21 protein-coding genes are annotated in these 22,431 nt (G+C 36.9%); 8 read left to right on the top strand and 13 right to left on the bottom strand.

What is annotated here, in order from left to right; genetic code table 11:
• Positions 1 to 39 precede the first annotated feature (39 nt).
• The 5 genes from N0B16_RS09820 to N0B16_RS09800 all read right to left on the bottom strand — a co-directional run bounded on the left by N0B16_RS09820 (position 40) and on the right by N0B16_RS09800 (position 4,639).
• Positions 40 to 1,887 carry a T9SS type A sorting domain-containing protein gene (locus tag N0B16_RS09820; RefSeq protein WP_262990674.1) on the bottom strand — a complete coding sequence of 616 codons (1,848 nt, stop codon included), beginning with the start codon at positions 1,885 to 1,887 and terminating at the stop codon, positions 40 to 42.
• A gap of 149 nt (positions 1,888 to 2,036) precedes the next feature.
• Complete coding sequence (locus tag N0B16_RS09815; RefSeq protein ID WP_262990672.1) at positions 2,037 to 2,720, bottom strand: RluA family pseudouridine synthase; 684 nt, start codon at positions 2,718 to 2,720, stop codon at positions 2,037 to 2,039.
• Between the two features lies 1 nt (position 2,721).
• The gene (locus tag N0B16_RS09810) at positions 2,722 to 3,048 is read right to left on the bottom strand and encodes a hypothetical protein (RefSeq protein ID WP_262990671.1); all 327 of its coding nucleotides are present in this window, start codon (positions 3,046 to 3,048) and stop codon (positions 2,722 to 2,724) included.
• On the bottom strand, positions 3,049 to 3,864 hold the full coding sequence (gene panB / locus N0B16_RS09805) for a 3-methyl-2-oxobutanoate hydroxymethyltransferase (protein ID WP_262990670.1): 816 nt from the start codon (positions 3,862 to 3,864) through the stop codon (positions 3,049 to 3,051).
• Between the two features lie 61 nt (positions 3,865 to 3,925).
• The gene (locus tag N0B16_RS09800) at positions 3,926 to 4,639 is read right to left on the bottom strand and encodes a Crp/Fnr family transcriptional regulator (RefSeq protein ID WP_262990669.1); all 714 of its coding nucleotides are present in this window, start codon (positions 4,637 to 4,639) and stop codon (positions 3,926 to 3,928) included.
• Between the two features lie 90 nt (positions 4,640 to 4,729).
• Between N0B16_RS09800 and N0B16_RS09795 the strand changes: the two genes are divergently transcribed.
• The 8 genes from N0B16_RS09795 (at position 4,730) to N0B16_RS09760 (ending at position 13,569) form a co-directional block, all read left to right on the top strand.
• The gene (locus N0B16_RS09795) at positions 4,730 to 7,108 is read left to right on the top strand and encodes a heavy metal translocating P-type ATPase (RefSeq protein WP_262990668.1); all 2,379 of its coding nucleotides are present in this window, start codon (positions 4,730 to 4,732) and stop codon (positions 7,106 to 7,108) included.
• A 108-nt stretch (positions 7,109 to 7,216) separates the two neighbouring features.
• Entirely contained in the window at positions 7,217 to 7,441 is a 225-nt protein-coding gene (gene ccoS, locus N0B16_RS09790) for a cbb3-type cytochrome oxidase assembly protein CcoS (RefSeq protein ID WP_262990667.1), read from the top strand.
• A 1-nt stretch (position 7,442) separates the two neighbouring features.
• Entirely contained in the window at positions 7,443 to 9,704 is a 2,262-nt protein-coding gene (gene ccoN / locus N0B16_RS09785; RefSeq protein ID WP_262990666.1) for a cytochrome-c oxidase, cbb3-type subunit I, read from the top strand.
• Between the two features lie 15 nt (positions 9,705 to 9,719).
• Positions 9,720 to 9,917, top strand: a complete 198-nt coding sequence (locus N0B16_RS09780) for a cbb3-type cytochrome oxidase subunit 3 (RefSeq protein WP_262990665.1) — start codon at positions 9,720 to 9,722, stop codon at positions 9,915 to 9,917.
• A 10-nt stretch (positions 9,918 to 9,927) separates the two neighbouring features.
• On the top strand, positions 9,928 to 10,806 hold the full coding sequence (locus N0B16_RS09775; protein ID WP_262990664.1) for a cbb3-type cytochrome c oxidase N-terminal domain-containing protein: 879 nt from the start codon (positions 9,928 to 9,930) through the stop codon (positions 10,804 to 10,806).
• A gap of 90 nt (positions 10,807 to 10,896) precedes the next feature.
• Positions 10,897 to 12,351, top strand: a complete 1,455-nt coding sequence (gene ccoG / locus N0B16_RS09770) for a cytochrome c oxidase accessory protein CcoG (protein WP_262990663.1) — start codon at positions 10,897 to 10,899, stop codon at positions 12,349 to 12,351.
• Between the two features lie 10 nt (positions 12,352 to 12,361).
• Positions 12,362 to 12,814, top strand: a complete 453-nt coding sequence (locus N0B16_RS09765; protein ID WP_262990662.1) for a FixH family protein — start codon at positions 12,362 to 12,364, stop codon at positions 12,812 to 12,814.
• Positions 12,805 to 13,569 (top strand): sulfite exporter TauE/SafE family protein, encoded by a 765-nt coding sequence (locus N0B16_RS09760; RefSeq protein ID WP_262990661.1) that lies wholly within the window; start codon positions 12,805 to 12,807, stop codon positions 13,567 to 13,569. Before N0B16_RS09765 ends, N0B16_RS09760 begins: the two co-directional genes overlap by 10 nt.
• Before the next feature lie 73 nt (positions 13,570 to 13,642).
• Here N0B16_RS09760 and serS read toward each other — a convergent pair whose 3' ends face one another.
• The 8 genes from serS to N0B16_RS09720 all read right to left on the bottom strand — a co-directional run bounded on the left by serS (position 13,643) and on the right by N0B16_RS09720 (position 22,422).
• On the bottom strand, positions 13,643 to 14,911 hold the full coding sequence (gene serS / locus N0B16_RS09755) for a serine--tRNA ligase (RefSeq protein ID WP_262990660.1): 1,269 nt from the start codon (positions 14,909 to 14,911) through the stop codon (positions 13,643 to 13,645).
• A 68-nt stretch (positions 14,912 to 14,979) separates the two neighbouring features.
• Positions 14,980 to 15,489 carry a hypothetical protein gene (locus N0B16_RS09750; RefSeq protein ID WP_262990659.1) on the bottom strand — a complete coding sequence of 170 codons (510 nt, stop codon included), beginning with the start codon at positions 15,487 to 15,489 and terminating at the stop codon, positions 14,980 to 14,982.
• Positions 15,490 to 15,525: 36 nt separating this feature from the next.
• A complete protein-coding gene (asnB, locus tag N0B16_RS09745; protein WP_262990658.1) occupies positions 15,526 to 17,424 on the bottom strand; it encodes an asparagine synthase (glutamine-hydrolyzing) in 1,899 nt (632 codons plus the stop codon).
• A gap of 103 nt (positions 17,425 to 17,527) precedes the next feature.
• Positions 17,528 to 18,778 carry an MATE family efflux transporter gene (locus tag N0B16_RS09740; RefSeq protein ID WP_262990656.1) on the bottom strand — a complete coding sequence of 417 codons (1,251 nt, stop codon included), beginning with the start codon at positions 18,776 to 18,778 and terminating at the stop codon, positions 17,528 to 17,530.
• Positions 18,769 to 19,917 carry a glycosyltransferase gene (locus N0B16_RS09735; RefSeq protein ID WP_262990655.1) on the bottom strand — a complete coding sequence of 383 codons (1,149 nt, stop codon included), beginning with the start codon at positions 19,915 to 19,917 and terminating at the stop codon, positions 18,769 to 18,771. Before N0B16_RS09735 ends, N0B16_RS09740 begins: the two co-directional genes overlap by 10 nt.
• Before the next feature lie 34 nt (positions 19,918 to 19,951).
• On the bottom strand, positions 19,952 to 20,440 hold the full coding sequence (locus N0B16_RS09730; RefSeq protein WP_262990654.1) for a hypothetical protein: 489 nt from the start codon (positions 20,438 to 20,440) through the stop codon (positions 19,952 to 19,954).
• Between the two features lie 24 nt (positions 20,441 to 20,464).
• Complete coding sequence (locus N0B16_RS09725) at positions 20,465 to 21,604, bottom strand: hypothetical protein (protein ID WP_262990653.1); 1,140 nt, start codon at positions 21,602 to 21,604, stop codon at positions 20,465 to 20,467.
• 32 nt (positions 21,605 to 21,636) lie between these two features.
• Entirely contained in the window at positions 21,637 to 22,422 is a 786-nt protein-coding gene (locus tag N0B16_RS09720) for a (Fe-S)-binding protein (protein ID WP_262990652.1), read from the bottom strand.
• Positions 22,423 to 22,431 lie beyond the last annotated feature (9 nt).

The raw sequence follows: 22,431 nt of genomic DNA, 5'->3' as shown, positions 1-22,431 counted from the left end.
AGCCGGCGCTACAATTAGCGCCGGCTTTATAGATTATTCTTATTTCTTAATGATTTTATGAGAAGATTTGCTGTTATCTTTATATTGAACGTTCAAAAGATACGCTCCGGTTTTCAGATCTGATAGATTAATTGATGAAGAAATATTGTTTATCACTTTTACGATTCTTCCTGAAAAATTGATAATCATTAAAGACGTGATGTTTTCAGTATCAGAAATCGTAATGCTTTCACTGAAAGGGTTCGGATAGATTTTCAAAGAATTCTTACCTATTGCTTCAGAAGTTCCCAAAGTTTTCAGCTCATATGACAGATTATCAATAGATAAGCTGTTGGCAGGAGTTCCTGGGTTTTTCAATATCAACTGATTAACTCCGGCCGGAAGTGCAGGGATATCAAAAGAAAAATTATATACCGTTCCTGTTGTTGGTACACTGAAACTGGTTAGCTGAACAAAAGCATTCGCCGAATCCAGATATCCCAGCTGAATAATCCCTCCGGCTGTAACACTTGCTTTTCCATCAAATTTTAACCTGTAATCACCTGATTGTAATGTACTCATCGGAGGTAAAGCAACATTGGCCACATACGTCGTTCCGGATGTCCATAAATATAGAGTTTTGGTCCCTGAAATTACTGATGAGGCACTGTTTGAGACATGTGCACCTTGTGCAGTTCCAAAATTATTCCAACAGGTAGGTAAAACGCCTCCTGATGAACCATTTCCAACGCCTGTATAAGATTCAAAATCTTCAAAATAAGCACCCAGAAGCGCAATACATTGTGTTGCAAAACTTGCTGCAGGAGTCCAGATACTTTTGTCAGCTGAGCTACAGGCTGATCGTACCCAAAGATAATAATTTGTAGAAGGCTGCAAAGGGCTTAATGATGCTGATAAAGCTGTAACTCCGGATACATTGGGCGTAGTTGCAGAAGTGGGTGCCGTATTCGATGTTGAGTAATAAATATCATATCCATTGGAAGGTATTGTTGCAGGAGCTACCCAGTTGGCAACCGCTGTAGTCGTGGTAATGTTTGTCACATTTACTCCGGATGGTGTCCAACAGGTTGGCGGCGTCCAGGTGTACATTAATCCCGAAGAAGGCATTCCTGGTATCGCATTCGAAGTATTAAAGTTTTGAGTACTCGTGCTTGCCGTTCCTGCTGTAGAGTTTATAAATTCTAAAGTTGTCGCGTTTAATCTGTTGTTAAAATCTGCAACCGTGGTACCTCTCAAACCAATCTGTACGGTTCCGGAAACCGCTGTCGTTCCAGCCTGAAATCCTCCGGCATCATACACCATACTAATGATATTAGACGTTTCTTTTAATCTGATTTGAAAAGAAAATGTATATACAGCCGTTATTGAAGTGCTGCTGTTTGGCCTGAAATTTTTCCACTGAACTACAACTTCACGGTTAGGTGCAGTTCCTGTAGTGGTCCAGCTGATGCTCCCAGTGGTACTGTTTACATCGAATACGCTGCTGATGTCTCTTCCAAACACAGAAATAGCACCCTCATAAGCTGCGGTACTTGATATAGGAGTAGTATTGGTTGTAGAAGGCGCGGTTGCTCCAAAGGTGATAAAACCGTTTGTAGAAACATTAATGGCACTGTATGAAGTTCCGTTGAATATAAAATTAAAAGGTAATGTTAACGGATACACATTACTGTTAAGACTGGTAGCCGAAGTATTTCCTGTAGCCGTGTCAAGTGCAGTACCGGTAATATTGGTATAGCTGCCTGTAGTCTGTGCAAAACTGTATGCACTTACCTGTGCGTTTACAGCCTGATAATTTCCCAAATAAAACAAAAACCCCAGAAAGGCCTGTTTTAGATAATTTGACTTTTGGGATAATGGTAAGAAAAGTTTGTAAAGTTGTTTCATATATCTTTGTTTAGTGTAACCAAGATATGAAATTTTGAAATAATCAACAAACTCTTATTTTTAATACATAAATAATATCAATATGCTTTTAAAAACACGTATTCAGCAATAAAAGAGAACAGTTTAAAATATTTTTTTTCAAACTAATATTACCATTCTTCTTCACACGCTCTCCAGATTGCATCATTTTGTGGAACCGGAGCGATGATTTCTATGTTTTCTTTGGTTACGGGATGGATAAATTCCAATTTTCTCGCATGAAGATTAATCCCGCCATCCGGATTAGAACGGGGCGCTCCGTATTTCAGGTCACCTTTGATGGGAACTCCTGTTTTTGACAATTGTGCTCTGATTTGATGATGCCGTCCTGTTTCAAGATCAATCTCCAGAAGAAGATAATTATCCAGAGTTTTAATGATATGATAGGTTAAAATAGCTTCTTTTGCCCCTTCTGTTGCTTTTGTAAAGACAATTGCCTTATTGTTTTTTTCGTTTTTCTGTAAATAATGAATCAGCTTCTGACTTTGCGGAATCATTTCTTTTGCCACCACTGCCCAATACGTTTTTTTGATTTCACGGTTTTTCACCATCTGAGTCAGTCGGGATAATGCTTTAGAAGTTTTCGCATAAATCACCAAGCCAGAAGTAGGACGGTCAATACGATGCACCAAACCCAGGAAAACGTTCCCCGGTTTCTGGTCTCTTTTTTTGATAAAGTTCTTGATCGCTTCCAACAATGATTCGTCACCCGTTTTATCGCCTTGTACCAATTGTCCCACCTTTTTATTAATCACCAAAAGATGGTTGTCTTCATACACAATCTGTTCCTCCATATTATTTTCTGGAAATTGATCTGCCGGAAAACGAAATGACAACTCCCCCTAAAAGTCCTAATGTTTTGATCCACGACAGATTGGATCCTGTAGGAAGAAATGCACCGATAATGCATAAAGCGGCGGCTGCATACATCGGATAGACCAATTTTGGGTTTGACAATAGCGGAGCCTGTAAAATAAAGCTGATTCCGATTAAAATATAAAAGAGTTTTCTCGAAAGCAAATCATTCACTTCTGCCGAAAAAAGATTAAACCATCCTGCAGCTAAGCAGATAATTGCCAGTATAGAAACCACTCCTTGAGCAGCCTGTAAATTCGTTTTCATTTAATAACTTTCATTTTCGTTCGGGAAATCTGCATTTTTTACATCTTTCACATACTGGGATACGGCTCCTGTAATCTCCGTATAAAGATCAAGATATCGTCTTAAAAATTTCGGAGAAAATCCCTGATTCATCCCTACCATATCGTGATAGACCAAAACCTGGCCGTCACAGTGCGGTCCTGCTCCTATTCCTATTGTTGGGATACTGATACTTTCTGATACTTTTTTGGCCAAATCTGCCGGAATTTTCTCTAAAACTACAGAAAAACAGCCTAATTCTTCCAAAAGCTGCGCATCACTGACTAATTTCTCTGCCTCTGCTTCCTCTTTTGCTCTTACTTTATACGTTCCAAACTGGTAAATTGATTGGGGTGTCAATCCCAAATGTCCCATGACAGGAATTCCCGCATTGATCATTTTCTTGATCGATTTTGAAATTTCTTTTCCTCCTTCAATTTTAACGGCATGAGCACCTCCTTCCTTCATCATTCTTACGGCAGATTCCAATGCTTTATCAGGATTACTCTGATACGTCCCGAATGGCAAATCGGCTACCACTAGAGCTCTGCTGATCCCGCGCACAACACTTTGGGTGTGATAAATCATCTGATCTAGTGTGATGGGCAATGTAGTTTCGAAACCTGCCATCACATTGGCTGCAGAATCGCCTATTAAAACCGCGTCAATTCCTCCCGCATCTACCATCTTTGCCGTGGTAAAATCATACGCCGTAAGCATGGTTATCTTTTCCTTATCGAATTTCATTTTTCGTAAGGTTTCAGTCGTAACTCTTTTAATTTCAGAATGAACAGACATAATATTGGTAATTGTTTAAAAGTTAAAAGTCGGCTTCCGCCGACTTGTTTTTTTGTATGGTTTATAAAACTACGTGCCCCAGTTTCATGAGCTTATCGTGATTCAGAATCTTAATATTCCTTCCGTCTACCTCAATCAGGCTGTCCTGTTTAAATTCTGAGATTAGTCTTATGGCACTTTCTGTAGCCGTTCCTATAATGTTGGCAATTTCTTCTCTCGTTAATGAAATTTTGATAAACCCTTCAGGATCGGTGCCTAATTTTTGTTCCAAAAGAATTAAAATCTCTGCCAATCTTTCTCTTACTGTTTTTTGTGCTAAAAAAGTTATCGTATTAGAAGACTCTCCTAATTCATAAGCAATTTTCTGGAGCATAATAAATGATAACTGAGAATCAATTTCAAGAAGATACATAAAAACTTCTGCCGGCAAAAAAGTACATTCAATATCGGTCATTGCTTCCGCTTTGGCCTGAAAATTTTCACCACAAAGCAAAGATCTGTACCCGATGATATCTCCTTCTTTGATAAATCTTAAAATCTGATCTTTACCAAAAGCACCTGATTTTGATAATTTTGCAGCGCCTTTTTCTAAAAAATATACTCCTTTTGGGATTTCTCCGTCGTCGAAAATAATATCATGCTTCTGAAAGCTCAGTTTCTTTTTAGCATTGAAATATTTTTCAAAATCTGCGCTTGACAGCCTATCTTTGAATGACTTATCATTGTATATTCTGGCAAATCTTTCTTCAATAGCAATTTGTTGTTCCTGCGACATTTTAATATGACATTTATCACAAAAATAGAACATTTAAACTCGATAAACAAAAAAAATTGTTATAATTTTGTAAGTCAATAAATTATGAAGGTGAGCGAGAACTGTTTTCATTGTGGGCAAGATATAGAGAAAGAAAGAATTTCTTTTGATGAAAAGATATTTTGCTGCAACGGTTGCAAATCGGTATATGAAATACTCAATATCAACAATTTAACCAATTTTTATGCGTTAAATAAAAAAGCAGGGATCCGTCCGAATGAAGATAATGCTTCTCAGTTTGATTATCTTGACACTCCCGAAATTTTCAATAAAATCACAGACTTTTCAGAAGGAAATACAAGTCTTGTCACCTTTAAAATTCCGGTGATCCACTGCTCTTCCTGCATCTGGCTTTTAGAAAGCCTGCATACGCTGAATAAGGATATAAAATACTCTCAGGTTAATTTCACAAGAAAGACTTTACAGATTTCATTCAATCATACTGATCTGAAATTGAGCGAATTGGCTAAATTTCTTACTCATTTAGGTTACAAACCTGCGATCAATCTTGAAACCGCTGAAAAAAATGATGATTATTTAGATAAATCTTTATTGGTAAAGCTGGCTATTGCCGGTTTTGCGTTCGGCAACGGAATGTTTTTAGCCTTTCCTGAATATATCGGCGGTGAAGATGTATGGATGCAGCATTATAAAGGATTATTCAGGACGCTTATGTTCTTACTGGCAATTCCTGTAGTATTCTATTCTGCATCAGATTATTACAAATCTGCATGGTACGGATTAAAAAATAAAATCGTCAATATTGACGTGCCGATTGTATTGGGGATTTTCGTTTTATTCGGAAGAAGTATCTATGAGATCGCAACCGATTACGGTCCCGGTTATTTTGATACCCTTTGCGGACTGTTATTCTTTATGCTTCTCGGGAAAATGTTTCAGAAAAGAACGTACAGCTCATTATCGTATGACAGAGATTATAAATCATTCTACCCGATTGCGGTTACGAAAGTTGATTTTGGCGGGAAACAGGAGAATATTTTACTTTCGGAAATTAAAATCGGAGACCGTATTTTAGTGAGAAACCAGGAGATTATTCCGGTAGATGCAATTTTGATTAACGGTGAGGGAAATATCGATAACAGCTTTATTACGGGTGAAAGTGAAAACATAAGCAAACAGCCCGGAGACAAAATTTTTGCCGGAGGAAAGCAAATCGGCTCATCCCTGGAACTGGAGGTGATTAAAAATGTAGATCAAAGCTACCTCACTCAGCTCTGGAACAAAGAAGCATTTAAAAAATATGAAACAGGGTTAGACACCCTTATCAATAACATCAGTAAGTATTTCACATTCATTATTTTAGGTATTGCATTGATAGCCGGGATTTACTGGTCATTCTTTGATCTTGAAAAAATGTTCCAGGTGATTTCTGCAATATTGATCATTGCGTGTCCTTGTGCTTTGGCGCTTTCTTCTCCATTTACTTTCGGACACATTATGAGAATTCTGGGAAGAAATAAATTTTATGTAAAAGATACTTTAACGATAGAGAAATTATCAAAGATCAATACATTGGTTTTTGATAAAACAGGCACAATCACCCAGCGTAAAAAAAGCAATATTAAATTTGAAGGTACTGAAATACAGGATTTTGACATTAAAAATATCAAAACTTTACTAAAAAATTCAAATCATCCGCTTTCAAAATCTTTGTATGAATTTATTGAAATTGATGATGATTATTTTCCGGTAGTAAATTTTGAGGAAATTTCCGGCAAAGGATATTCTGCAACCGTGAGAGGAAATTCCTATAAAATCGGCTCTGCAAAATACAGCGGCAAAGAATCTAAAAACCTGGAAACAGCGGTCTATATCAGCAAAAACGATGAGTACTTAGGGAAATTTATTTTTAAAAATGAATACCGCGAAAACCTTAAAACTCTTTTCAGAAAACTTACAAAGTATAAGATTTATATTCTGAGCGGGGACAATTCTTCGGAAGAAGATCAGCTGAAAAACATGATTCCTAATGTAACTTCGATGGCATTTAATCAAAGCCCTGAAGATAAACTGAATTACATACAGCAGCTTCAGCATACCGGTCTGAAAGTTGCCATGCTCGGAGACGGTTTAAATGACGCGGGAGCTTTAAAACAGAGCAATGTAGGTATTGCTATTTCAGACGACACCAATAGTTTTACCCCATCTTCAGATGTCATCATGAACGGAGAAAAAGTAGTTGATTTGGAAAAATACCTCAATGTATGTAAAGGTTCTATAACTATTGTGAAAATGACATTCGTAATCAGTTTTCTTTACAATGTTGTCGGATTGAGTTTTGCTGTTACCGGACACATGTCTCCATTATTCGCTGCGATTCTGATGCCGATAAGTTCTATTACCGTGATCGCATTTACAACTTTTTCTACCTGGATCTTGGGCAGAAAACATTTCAGAAAAGCCCATTAACAGCTCTTATTTAGACTTATTTTAAATTAGATTTAGAGGCTATTTCGTGATTAATGTCATTATTTTTCATTAATTTTGAAACCCAAAATAGGTTAATTTTGTTGTCTGATGGATATACTATACTTAATGATCTTATGCAGTGTTTCTCTTGCTGCAGTTTTCCTGGTCGTTTTTATAGTAAACGCCAGAAAAGGACAGTTTGAAGATGATGAATCTCCTGCGGTAAGAATACTCTTTGATGATGAGATTAAAGAAGATCAGAATTCTGGCAACAAAAACGCAACGGAAAAAAAGGAGAAAATATTAAAATTGAAGAAAAAAGTGAATAGTTGATATGGAGACACAGAAGTTCAGTTATGACAACAGTATTGTTCGGGCATTCCTATATGCAACCGTAGTTTTCGGGATCATAGGGTTTTTGTTCGGGCTTACAGCGGCATTAATGCTTTTTTACCCGGAACTTCCGGAATTTTTATTCGGAACAGACGACACTACCATTCAGAGTTTAAGAAGTGGGAATATTCAGGGACTTATTAATACACACGGTGCTTTCGGATTCGGAAGGATCAGAATGCTGCACACAACGACTGTAATTTTCGCATTCGTATGTAACAGTGTATTTGTAGGGGTTTATTACTCATTACAAAGATTATTGAAGACAAGAATGTACAGTGACACATTATCTTGGATTCATTTCTGGACATGGCAGATTATGATCATTGCAGCTTACATTACATTCTTTATGGGGATCAATACCTCAAAAGAGTACGCGGAGCATGAATGGCCAATTGATATATTAATCGCGTTCTCATGGATTATTTTCGGAGCAAATATGTTCCTTACAATTGCCAAGAGAAGAGTACGACATCTGTATGTAGCAATCTGGTTCTACATCGGAACATGGATCGCTGTAGCAATGCTTCATATTTTTAATAATTTGGAAGTTCCTTTATCTTTCACAGGCTGGAAATCTTATTCAGCTTATGCAGGGGTAAAAGACGCTATTGTACAATGGTGGTACGGTCACAATGCAGTTGCTTTTATTTTGACAACTCCGGTTTTAGGTCTGATGTATTACTTCTTACCTAAAGCAGCAGACAGACCTGTATTTTCTTATAAATTATCAATCATCCACTTCTGGTCGTTAATTTTCGTATACATCTGGGCCGGTCCTCACCACCTTCAGTATACAGCATTACCGGCTTGGGCACAAGCTGTGGGAACAGGTTTCTCAATTATGCTTATTGCACCGTCTTGGGGAGGAATGCTCAATGGTCTGTTAACATTAAGAGGAGCTTGGGATAAAGTAAGAGAAAACCCTATTTTAAAATTCTTTGTAGTTGCAGTTACCTGTTACGGGATGGCAACTTTTGAAGGCCCGCTTTTGGCAACTAAAAATATCAACAAAATAGGCCACTTTACAGACTGGGTAATTGGTCACGTTCACTTAGGAGCGTTGGGATGGAATGGTTTTATGGCATTCGGTGTTATTTATTACCTGATCCCAATTTTATGGAGAACCAAAATATGGTCTGTAAAATTAGCCAACTGGCATTTCTGGTTGGGAACATTAGGAATTATTTTCTATGCGGTTCCTATGTATATCGCAGGATTTACACAAGGTTTGATGTGGAAACAGTTTAATCCGGACGGAACCCTTTTATGGAAAAACTGGCTGGACACCGTTACGGCAATTGTTCCTTACTACAAATTGAGATTTATAGGAGGTTTATTCTATCTTTCCGGTGGCATTCTGATGGTTGTCAACCTTATTGCTACAGCAAGACAGGGATCATTCCAGAAAGAAGTTCCTGCAGAAGCACCTGCTTTGGCAAATATCAGCAATAAACGTAAAGAAGGTGAAGGAACGCACCTTTGGCTGGAAAGAATGCCTTTATTATTAGGTGTTTTAGCGTTCTTTACCGTGTCAATCGGTAGTTCTATCGAAATTATTCCGACACTATCCCTTAAAAAAAGTGTCCCTACAATTTCTGCGGTAAAACCCTATTCACCGTTAGAACTAGAAGGAAGGGATATTTATATCCGTGAAGGTTGTAACGCATGTCACTCACAGATGGTAAGGCCGTTCAGAGACGAGATCGTACGATTCAACGGTAAAAACGGACAGTATTCAAAAGCCGGAGAATTTGTTTATGACAGACCTTTCCTTTGGGGTTCTAAAAGAACAGGCCCCGATTTACAGAGAGAAGGCGGAAGAAACCCAAGTTCTTGGCATTACAAACACATGTATAACCCAAGATCTACTTCTGCAGGTTCTATTATGCCTCGTTTCCCTTGGTTGATTGCTACCAATTTAGACCGTTCTAAGATGGTGGATAAATTAACGTTAATGAAGAATGTATTTGATGTTCCTTACACAAAGGCTGAAATTGATACTGCCGATCAATGGGCAGATCATCAGGCTACCAAAATCGTAAGCGATATCTTCTCTGAAGCGGCCGATTTAAAAACGGCTTATGCCAAGAGACCGCAAGGCGAATTAGAGAAAAAAGAAATTATCGCTCTTATTTCTTATCTTCAGAGACTGGGTACCGATATAAAAACGACAGAAATAAAAACAGCTAGCAATAACTAAATATTAAAAGCTCCCATGATCCCTCAGAATTTTAAAGATATCTTATCCAATACGGAAAATGCAGGTTTGTACCAGACTTTGGCTTTGATTTTCTTTATGCTGTTCTTCATTGCTTTGGTTATCTATGTATTTAGCAGACCTAAAAAGTTTTACAGAGAAGAAGAACATGCACCGCTTGAGGATGATGAAGATGATTTTAATCTAAAAAATTAAACAATTTATTATGAAACAAAGGACACCGGTTTTCGTAAACATCTTAATAATAATAGGACTTCTAATCGTATTTTATTATTTATTTGTTCAAAACTATACGTTTCTTACTTCACCGTACTTCTGGGGAACTGTTATTATCAGTGCTATTCTGGCCTATATTCACAGTGCTTTAGGAGATTTGATTGAGAACAATAAATTCAAAAAACTGAGTGCGGAAGAAAAAGCGGCATACTTAGCAGAAAAGAAAATACCTTTTTTGAAAAGAATGTACGATGCTGCATTTAAAAAGCAATCTGAAACAGAAGAAAAAGATATTCTTATCGATCACGGTTTTGACGGAATCATGGAGCTCGACAATCAGTTGCCAAAATGGTGGGTAGGTTTGTTTTATTTTGGGACAGCTTTTTGTATCGTTTATATCTGTGCGTACTCATTTACTGACTTTGCACATCCTTTAAAAGAATATGATGCAGAATATATAGAACAAACTGCAAGCATTGCAGAGTACGAAAAAAGCCAGCCACAAGTAACTTTAGAATCTGCAGCTTTTTCTGAAGATAATGTAGCGGCAGGCCAGGAAATTTTTAAAACCAACTGTGTATCTTGTCATGCAGAAGGCGGAAGAGGTAACATTGGTCCTAACTTAACTGATAATTTCTGGCATAATCAACCTGAAAAAACATTATTTAAAAATGTTTTCCATGTAGTTGAAAACGGAGTTACAGGTACAGCCATGCAGGCTTGGGGGAAAAATGGTATATTAACAGGGCGTGACATTCAGAATGTTGCTGCTTATGTTTATCACATCAATCAGGAACAGCCTCCTATTACTCCGGCTCAAGGCGGTGCACCAGCTTACGGTGATGAGGCTCGTTGGGAAAAACAGTAATTAAATTTTTAAAAATATATGAAAAAACATAATTTGTTATTACAGTAAAATAGTAACGAATTATGTTTTTCGTTTTTAAACACACCAAACATGTCAGGAAAAGAAGATGATGTAGTACGCGGCGGTCAGGGTCAGGTTTTGGATCCGGAAACGTACCGGGATTCTATTGGGACGATGGAGCAGTCCGGGAAAAGAAAATGGGTGTTTCCCAGAAAACCGAAAGGGAAATACACCAATTACCGGAATATTGTAGCCTATACCCTCTTAATTTTTTATTTTGCGCTCCCTTTTTTGACCTTCAACGGAAATCCCATGCTTTTGCTGAACGTTATCGACCGGCAGTTTTTCCTGTTCGGGCAGCCGTTTTATCCGCAGGATTTCTTTATCCTTACTCTGGGAGCCATCGTTTCACTCATCTGCATCATTATTTTCACCATCGCTTTCGGGAGGATCTTCTGTGGATGGATCTGTCCGCAGACCATATTCCTGGAAAACGTATTCCGGAAAATAGAATATGCTATCGAGGGAGACCGCAATAAACAGATGAAGCTTGACCGGCAGGAATGGAACACCGAGAAAATCTGGAAAAGAAGCCTCAAATGGTCTATCTACGTGATGCTTTCTTTAATCATCACCCATTTTATGTTTATGTATATTGTGGGCTACAAAGAAGTGTTCAGGATTGTTCTGGAAGGGCCTTTTGCCCATCCTACCAATTTTATCGTCATGATCCTTCTTGCCGCGGCGTTTTATTTCGTATTCGCCTGGTTCCGGGAGCAGGTCTGTACTTTGGTTTGTCCGTATGGAAGATTGCAGGGGGTTTTGATCGACAAGGAAACCATCAATGTTTTTTATGATTTTAAAAGAGGCGAAAACCGGTCAAAATGGAGAAAAGGCGAAGACCGGAAAGCGGCCGGAAAAGGCGACTGTATCGACTGTTACCAATGTGTGGTGGTTTGCCCCACAGGAATCGATATCCGGGACGGGCAACAACTGGAGTGCGTCAACTGCACCGCCTGTATTGATGCCTGTGATGAAGTAATGGTAAAAGTAGGGCTTCCGAAAGGGCTCATCCGATATGCTTCAGAAAATGAAATAGAAAACCAGGTCCCGACGAGATTCACCACCCGGATGAAAAGTTTTCTTGTTGTGCTCGTTGCGCTCCAACTGTTTTTAGGATATCTTTTGTACAGCCGCGGCGAGATGGAAGCCAAATTTATAAAACCTGCGGGAAGCACGTTTTTCCTGAGAGAAAATAAAATTACCAATACCTACAACTACACGTTTTTAAATAAAAGCAACGAAAAGAAAATTGTAACGGTAAAAATAATAGAACCTTCTCACGGGGAGATCAGCTACAGCGGATCAAGTAAAATCACCGTAGAACGCGATAAAATTACCAAAGGAACCCTCAACATCAGCTTCCCGGAAAGTGAAATGAAATTATCGAAACAGAATATCACCATCGGTGTGTACGACACCAAAGGAAATCTCATCGATTCCTATAAAACCTATTTTGAAGGACCGTTTAAACTGCAATTTTAATTAAAAAAAAATGAAAAACTTTACTTGGGGACACGGTATCATTTTGGCACTGGCTTCCTTTATTATATTTATCTTATCCATGCTTTTTTTATTTCCGAACGGACAAAAAAATTCAGAATTGGTAACCGATCATTATTATGAAGAAGAATTGGAATACCAGTCTGTGATCGACGCAAAAAAAAGAGGTGATACCCTGGAAGAAAAACCTGTGTATTCTCAGGATGTGAGCGGGATAAAGATTTCTTTCCCGAAAAGCATTAACAACAGCAATGCTAAAATAAAATTTGTACTGAACAGATCTGATGACCAAAACTTTGATATCAAAAGAGCTGAGCAGCTGGATGCCAATCAATCATTCACCATTCCTTCAAAAGTTCTAAAAGCAGGAAATTATACGTTGAGATTGATGTGGACAAAAGATAGAACAGATTACCGTCTTGATTATGATGTGATATGGAAATAGCAATTATTTTGTCGGCAATTGGCTTAGGCTTCGCATCCGGTTTTCACTGTATCGGAATGTGTGGTCCTATTGCCCTATCGATGGGATTAACCAAAAAGCAGGCGACCAATTTTTATCTTCAAAACCTTACATATCAGTTCGGAAGAATTTTTACATATGCATTTTTAGGCGCTGTTTTAGGAATTATCGGCGAAGGTTTTGAAATGGCCGGTTTTCAAAAATATTTAACCATTGCCGTTGGAATTTCACTGATTGTGATGGCTGTTTTCTCATTTGGCGGAAAAGATTTTGCCTCAAAAATTCCTTTCTTTTCAAAATTTCTATTCACAGTAAAATATAATTTAGGCAAGATTCTTCAAAGAGCAGATTACAGATCCAGATTTACAACCGGTATCTTGAATGGATTTTTACCGTGCGGAATGGTTTACATGGCGCTCACTGCAAGTCTTGCAAGTGGCGGAATATGGCAGGGAGCTTCTTATATGGCTTTATTTGGTTTGGGAACACTTCCCTTTATGTTTGCCGTGGTTTTGGCAGGGAATCTAATGAATCAGGCCTTTAGATTAAAAGTTTTAAAAGCAATCCCTTTAATCATGATTGTTTTAGGAGGTCTTTTTATTCTAAGAGGTTTGGAACTTGGAATTCCGTACATTTCTCCGAGAGCAGAAGCGATGACGATTTCTAAAGACAATAACGGAGAGTGTCATTTACCCGGAGATCACAATACACATCCTCATTCTGCAGACTGTCATTAAACTTATTTATTTAAATAATAAAACAAAAACCACCGATATTCTCGATGGTTTTCTTTGTATATAAAGCTGAATTTTAATTAATTAAATCAAACTTCGCATATTCAGCGATTTTCTTAGGGAGCTTTATGCCCTCTTCTGTCTGGTTATTTTCCAGTAAAGCGGCCATAATTCTCGGCAAAGCCATTGCAGAACCGTTTAAAGTATGTACCAATTGCGTTTTTCCGTCAGATTTATAACGGCATTTCAGACGATTGGCTTGGAATGTCTCAAAATTGGATACTGAACTCACTTCCAGCCATTTTTCCTGAGCCGCGCTCCATACCTCAAAATCATACGTCAGGGCTGAAGCAAAACCGGTATCTCCGCCACAAAGCCTCAAAACCCTGTACGGCAATTCAAGATCGTTAAGAATTTCTTTGATATGTTCTACCATTTCTTCAAGAACAGCATACGAGTTTTCAGGCTTCTCTAATCTTACAATTTCTACTTTTTCAAACTGATGAAGACGGTTCAGCCCTCTTACATGAGCGCCGTAACTTCCCGCTTCTCTTCTGTAGCATTGAGAAAAAGCTGTATTTTTAATCGGAAGATCTTTTTCGTCCAGCAAAACATCACGGTACAGATTGGTTACCGGAACTTCTGCTGTAGGAATCAGGTATAAATCATCTGCATTGATGTAATACATTTGCCCTTCTTTATCCGGCAACTGCCCCGTTCCGTAGCCTGAAGCTTCATTAACAACATGGGGTGGATTTACCTCAAGATATCCCGCATCTACATTTTTGTCTAAGAAATACTGCACCAAAGCTCTCTGCAATCTTGCTCCTTTTCCGAAATACACCGGAAAACCCGCTCCGGCAATTTTTACACCCAATTCAAAATCGATCAGGTTGTATTTTTTTGCCAGTTCCCAATGCGGAATGGCACCTTCTCCTAAACCTTCCACATCATGAGACTGAAAGATAATCTCGTTATCATCTGCTGAAACTCCTGCTTTTACCAATTCATAAGGAACATTTGGAATTTGATATAAAATATCCAACAGTTTTTTTTCAACAACTTCCAGCTGTGATTTCAATTCTGAGCTTGACTCTTTATATTGTGCGGTTTTAGATTTAGACATTTCAGCCTCTTCTCTTTTCCCTTCTTTCATTAAAATTCCTATCTTTTTGGAGATTTTATTAATTTCGGAAAGTTGAGAATCCAATTCAAACTGAATTTTTTTTCTTTCTTCATCGGTAGCAATAGCTTCGTCTACCAACTCAGAATTTTTGAATTGCCTTTTTTGAAGACCCTCTAAAACGCGTTCTTTATTGTCGCGCAAAAAATTGACTTGTAACATTATATTTGATGTTAATGATTAGATCGTTGCGCATTAGAATAATGCGAACCGCTGTGCAAATTTAAAAATTATTTTATGATCCGAACCACATTCTGCGTATTTGATTCCTTTATGACTGTTACTTCAGAGTTGTTATATAACACTTTCGAAATTTCAAAAACAGAAGGATTAAAACGGTACCTGATTTCCAGAGTATCTATATCCGGAGCGCTAAATGTAGAATCTGTAAGCTTTTTGGTGAGCGAAACGGCTATTTTTGAATAGTAGATCTTATTTTCGGGATCAGAATCATTCAGAAGTACTCTTTTTGCTCCCGCAATATATTCCAAATAATTAATAGAATCTGCTGTCATTTTTCGGGAAAAACTTACATTCGCTACATCGGTATCTCCTAAAGCATCATTGAAAGAGATCGTGGCATAGGTTCCGATTTTGTTGGGATGAAGCAGATCTTTTCCGAAAATATCATTCATGTACAGATTAAAAATCTGATCTACTTTCTGCAAAGAATCTTCATCACCCCTGCAACTCAGAAGCACTGCAAAAACAAACATAAAACCAAAAACTGATTTTTTCATACTGCAAATATAAAAATATATAACTGAAAATTATTTTTACCGGTTTTCGAAATACTTTTGGTACCAAAGTTCAAAAGTAACCAGTTGCCAGATCTTTACAGAATCAAATTCATCATTTTGGTTTTTACTCCACTTATCAATTATCTCGGGATTAAAAAAATTTCTTTTTTTAAGGCTTTCTAAATTTTCATTAATGAACTCCTGAACTTTTTTTTCTGTTTTAATAAAATACCTTAACGGAAAAGAAAAACCACGTTTTGGCATATTTAAAACTTCCTGAGGAAGATATTTCTGTGCAATTTTTCTTAAAAGCGGCTTATTTTGTTGCCCGTTAAAACGATATTTTGCCGGCAGTGAAGAAACATAATCAATAAGCTCATTGCTCAGGTAAGGATACCGGAATTCTACCCCATATTTCATCGCACTCAGATCATCCCGGAAAACGTGATGGGAAGACAGGGAATATTTCATATCATATTCAAAAAGCCCTTTATAATCTTTAGTATCAGAAAGATGATAGGATTTTAAATTGGTCTTAATCTGATTATAAATTTCAGCTTTAAAAATATTTTTTGCCTGTAAAGGCTTCATACCAACCTGGCTTTGCCTGAAAAAATCAAACATAAAATCCTGAGAAAAATAGTTTTTTACCTTTTCAGAAAAATGATCATTTGTAAAAATAAAATGTCGAATAAAATTAAAATACCTGAAGGAAAGCCATTTATTCAATTTTAAGCTGTGAGAATATCCTGCAAAAAGTTCGTCTGCACCATTTCCACTTAATACCACCTTAAAACCGAGTTTTTTTGCATATTCGGCGGCATTCATCAGAACTTCCAGGCTGCTGTAAGGTTCTTCAAAATGCTGAATATTTTCTTTCAGCTGTTCCAGAACTTCTTCATCCGTTACATTTTTTATATGATGCGGAATATCAATTTTGTCAGCCATTAAAGATGCATTTTTTACTTCATCTTCAGAAAATTGGTAAGAGATGGTAAAGGCATTGATGTTATTTTTGAATGGTTTTGATTTTGCCGTGATCAACGTAGAATCTATCCCGCCGCTCATCATACTTGCAATAGGGACATCTGCATACAACTGATCATCAACGCTTTCTGAAAGAAGGCGATCAATATTGGCTATTGCTTCACTTTCCGGAACATTTTCAATTTGTCGGGGAAACTCCCAGTATTTTTCTTTGTTGTTGCTGAAATCGTTAAGATCAACAGTCATAACAGAAGCTGGTTCTAAGGAAAATATGTCTTTAAAACAGGTTTCCGGAGCCAGTGTGGTTTGAAATAAAAAATTGGTATACACCCCTTGCCAATTGATTTCCGGCATGATGAATTCATTTTTAAGCAATGCTTTGATTTCTGAAGCCCAAACCAAAACTTCATTATTTTTATAATAAAACAAGGGTTTTAACCCCATCCTGTCACGTCCTAAAATTAATTTCTGAAGATTGAGATCAACGAGACAGATCGCAAACATGCCGTCGAATTTTGCAAACATGGCAGTTCCCCATTCTTCATAAGATTTAAGAATAACTTCTGTATCTGAATGGCTTTGAAAATCATGCCCCAGATTTTCCAATTCTTTCTTTAATATTCTGAAGTTATAAATTTCTCCATTAAAAGTGATGGAGATTTTTCCGTTTTCGGAAAGCATCGGCTGATGCCCTTTTTCCGACAAATCTACGATAGAAAGCCGTCGAAAACCCAGTGCGAGTTTCGATTGGGTTTCGTGTAAAAAAGGAAATTGTTCTTTGATTTTATCGGTAGAATCTGTTCCGGAGTATGATATTCCGGAAGTTTGATCCGACAGCCAAAACCCTTCATCATCCGGACCGCGGTGACGGATTGCTGTATTCATTTCTAAGATATTCTTAGAAGAAACCTCTTTCCGAAATGAATAATACCCGCAGATTCCGCACATAAGCCTGAGTTTTGAGCTACAAAAATATAAAATGTTTCTCAGCTGGCTTAAAATAGTTTTTGCCAACCACCAAAATCATTTATGAGACCGTAACTGCTTCTTATTATTTTTTAAATTTCTGTAAAAATAAATGAATCTCAGACCTGGAAATAATATAATCTTTCAATTGAAAACTCGTCATCCGATAAAATTTCCAAAATAAAATGAGTGCTGAAATACAATATGAAATTGTGGTCACCATGCAAGCTCCCAAAATGCCCCATTTCGGAATCATAATCAACGAGAGCATCACTGTAAAAAGTAATCCCGCAAAAGATTTGATATTCAGAATTTTCAGTTCTTTAATCCCGGAGAAATAATAGCCTACCATATCACTTACGGCGATCGCTAAAATTCCCGGAGATAAAACCAGCATAATTTCCTTCGTATTCCTAAATGCTTTTCCGAAGATAAACTCATACGTTTGAGAAGGAATGATAATGATTCCCAGTACGAAAACGACCATCAACAGAAAGGATATTCGTAGGGAGACTTTTGTTTTTAAAATAGATTCTTCCCTGCTTTTACTGTTGACCACATCAGAATATAAAATAACGGCAATGCTTCGGGTAATCGTCCAGATTGCTTCTGAGAAGGTAATTCCTATGGAAAAAATACCTACAGCTGCAATCCCTTCAAAATATTCAAGGAAATAAAAAGAAAGCCGGTAGTTCAGAAACTGAATAAATGCACTCAACTGGTTTTTCCAGCCGTACTCCAACATACTTTTAAAAACAACTCCTGAAAGTGAAATTTCTGAAAAGCTGCATTTTTTGATAATCTGAAAAAAACTGATGATAAACAACAATGCGTAACAGCAGATCTGCGACAGAAAATAGGTAGAAACATTTGTTCTATTAAATACATACACTAGTAGTACGATAAAGACAATATGCATCAATTGCTGTAAAACGGTGTATATATTAAACGATCGAATGTTTTGTGTTCCTATAAATAAATTGATATTGGTGGAAAGTAATGAAGAAAAAATAGAAATACCAATTAAATAGAATACATATTTTTCCTGAAAAGAGGCAAAGCTGAAAATTAAAGGAATTATAATCCCCATAAGAACAGACCAAAGGTAAGAATACACTAAGATCTGCTCAGTCTTATATTTTGAAGCAAAAAAAGAAGTGCTGCTTCCTGCAAAAATACTGCTGAAAAAACTTACGATCGCTACATTTGCAATGACGATAGAGATGGTACCTTTTCCTTCCGTTCCCCACATATTCGTGGTATAGATTACTAATCCAAAACTTAAGATCAGGATCAGAAAACGGGAGATAAATGTTTTAATTACTTTCAGTTGCATGATCGTGTTTTATCGATTGACTGATCCACAAAATCTGCAAATGAATTCTTTATAGTATCCCAATTGTATTTTTGTGTAAACTCATTTCTTGCGTTTTGTGCATGTTTGTAGTAAAGCTCGGGATTTTCAGTATACTGTATGATGACATCAGCAATTAAATCAGAATTTTCGGGATCTACCAAATATCCAAAGCCTGAAACATCCATATGTTGCCTGATTCCTTTTAAATTGGAATAGATAATCGGTTTTCCTGCTCCGATATAATAAAACAATTTGATCGGTAGTGAATGATGGTTCTCAAAATTGAGCGCTCTCAGGTCAAAACAGATATCCGCTTCGGCAAATGTTTCTGCGAATTTTTCAAAAATAGCCGGTTTTTTTAGGGTTATATGATCAAATGAAAAGGTTGACAGCAGTTGTGAAAAATAATGCTCATCACTTTCTTTTCTGGCAGAACCTACAATAAGTATTGAAACTTTAAGTCCGGGTTTACGCTTCTGAAGTTTTGCGATAGCATTAAAAAAATTACCAATGCCCTTGTCTTTTGAAATAGCACCGGTGTAGCAAAGGGTTATTTCGTTATTTTTCAGAGAGTTGATGCTTTCAGAAATATATGATTGATCGGGATAATACGGGAGAGTCATCCTTTTTTTAAAGGGAAAAATATAAGCTAGCGGAAATTTTTTGGTTTCTTCCCCGAAAATAAAATGCGTGCTGAGCAATCCTGCATACAGCTGAATCAGAAAAAATTTAAAAAAATGAATACCTTTCAAGAGAAACGAATATCCTTCCAGCATCGACATTGCAGGATACCATTCTGTAATATCATAAATAATACTTACTTTTTTACTTTTACCAAATTTCCTGGCTGCCAAAACAGGAATTGGCTCTGAGCAAATAATGCAATCCGGCTGAAAATCTTCACAAACCTTTAAAAATGTCTGAATTTTATCTGTTGAAGATTTTTCTAAAATGGAGTACGCTTCAACATCAATTCCTTCAATATTTCCCTGAAAATCAGAGTATAAACTGCATATTTTAACCTCTGATCCCCTGGATTTTAATTCTTTTGCCTGATGATACAAGATCCTGTCATCATTATAGTTATGTGCGGTTGTTAAAAAAAGGATTTTTGACATTTCAGAAATTTCTGCAGATCATTTCTCAAGAAAATTATTTGACCGAAGCAGCCCAGCTTTTGCTAAACGGCTGTAAGAAATTACTTAAAAATTCCAGGTATGTATTTTTTGAAAAATCAAAAACTTCGATTTCTTTGGATAATTCCCCGCTTCTGATCTTGTTTTTAAAATCAATGAGTTTCAGGGTTTTTACTTCTCCGTTTTCTATGAAACTGGCTTTCATCCTGTCGAATAATCCCAACTGATATTCTTCATCAATCTCCCTCATTATTTTACCCAGCGCATCAATACTGCATCCTGAAGCCATCTCTTTTTCTTCGTCTACACAAATAATGATAAACTGATTTTTTTCTATTTTAAAAGAAGAAGATAGCGGTTTCCCATGTGCTGCCCAAGTTGCCAGGAAATCATAAAGCTTCTCTGTAATTACTTTGGCTTCTTTGGTAGTAAAAGGGCGTGATGAGGGATATATAATAACTCTGTAGTCGTTGGTTTCTACAATATTTGATTCTTCAATTTTCATCTCAAATAAATTTAAAGAGTAAAATTACGGAATTTTGTCGAGTTTAAAGCCATTGTACTTTTTACTCAATGCGTAAAGCAATAGTATAAAAAGTAGAATGACAAATCCTAAGAAAAATCTGATAGTGGCAGAATCCGGGAAAAATAAAAATTTTAAATAGATGTTTGCGAAGATAAAAACAGAAATCACCCGTACCCACAAATCTTTAGAGAAGTAAAAAATGAGGGCTACAATAGCAACGGCAGAAATGGTGACTTTTTTAAAATTAATCAACTTATTAAAGAGAATTTCAAAATAGTCATGGACCGTAAAATGGGCGGATTGTCTTGATATAAAAACTCTCCTTTCAATAAAAGAGTCGTAAAAAAGAGCATTCCACCCTGGATAATGGTAATAATTAATAATGAAAATATAAAGCGACAGCAGTATTATTCCCTGTAAAAAAGCTTTAAAATCAACTTTCCTATTATCTGTAATAAATGTATAAATAACTAATGTGAAAAAATAAGATAGTGCGAAAATGATATAATCCGGACGTATCAAAATGGTTATCAGAAATACAAGAAACAGCATCCACTGATTCCACTTTTTCAATAAGCCCAACAGAAAAATAAGCAGAAACAGAAAACCCAGCATATCGGGACAGGGAATTCTCGATATAAATTGCAACGGGGGCAAAAGTAAAATCCCAACCGTGAGCAAAGATGTCAGCAGATAATTATCGGGAAATAAAGTTTTCAGAATAAAAAACAATAATAATCCAGATAAAAAATAAGAAATAATACTTACCAGCAATACCGAAACGGGAGCTGAGAAACCCAATTGATAGACAAATAAAATCAGAACATTGTATCCAACTTTTACCCGGTAATACGGAAGCTGTTCATTAAAAGATGTTGGATTTTTTGCAAAAGCCTGCACAGCTTTATTGGGATATACATACCCTGAAATATCTTTGTACTGCAATGGCGACGCTTCCTTTTTGATCGAAGAATAGGTCAGCTCATGAACTTTCTCCGGAGAATCCGGAAATTCAGCAGAATACAGACATCCTAAATAACCCGGCAAATCCCAATCATATACTCTGTTTTGATAATTCTTAATGGTAAGAAAACATAAAACGGCGAGTACAGAAAGAAAGGAAAAAATCCATTGTAGTTTCATGGCAAAATTCTTTTGGTGACAAAGAATTTCAGTTATAAATCTTCTGCTTCCGCAAGAAGTTCTACAATATCTTTTACGGCGACTTCCGTGTTTTTATTAAAATGCTTTACTCCATCCGTCAACATCGTGTTACAGAACGGGCATCCTGTTGCGATGATTTTAGGCTCAAAAGACAATGCTTCTTCTGTTCTTTCGATATTAATATCTTTATCGCCTTTTTCGGGCTCTTTAAACATTTGCGCGCCTCCTGCACCACAACATAAACCATTGGTTTTACATCGTTTCATTTCTACGAGCTCTGCATCCAGCTTTTCAAGCAGCATTCTTGGTGCTTCATATTCACCGTTGGCTCTTCCCAAATAACATGGATCGTGAAACGTGATTTTTTTTCCTTTAAAAGCTCCTCCTTCTATTTTAAGCCTTCCTTCGTTCATCAGCTGTTTCAGAAACTGCGTGTGATGAATAACTTCAAAATTTCCGCCCAGGCTTGGATATTCATTTTTAAGCGTATTAAAACAATGCGGACATGCTGTTACGATTTTTTTGACTTCATAAGCATTCAGTACTTCAATATTGGTTAAAGCCATCATCTGAAAAACAAATTCGTTCCCTGCACGTTTGGCAGGATCTCCGGTGCAGCTTTCTTCCGGACCGAGAACGGCAAATTCTACTCCTATTTTATTAAGGATTTTGCAGAATGCTTTGGTGATCTTTTTGGCACGGTCGTCAAAACTTCCGGCACATCCCACCCAAAATAAAACTTCAGGTGATTTTCCTTCGGCAGCATATTCTGCCATTGTTTTTATATTGAAATCCATTGTATTAAT

The organism is Chryseobacterium gilvum (genome assembly GCF_025628965.1).
GTDB lineage: Bacteria > Bacteroidota > Bacteroidia > Flavobacteriales > Weeksellaceae > Chryseobacterium > Chryseobacterium gilvum.
Note: the sequence above shows the minus strand (reverse complement) of the source record. Positions and strands in the feature narration are given on the sequence as shown.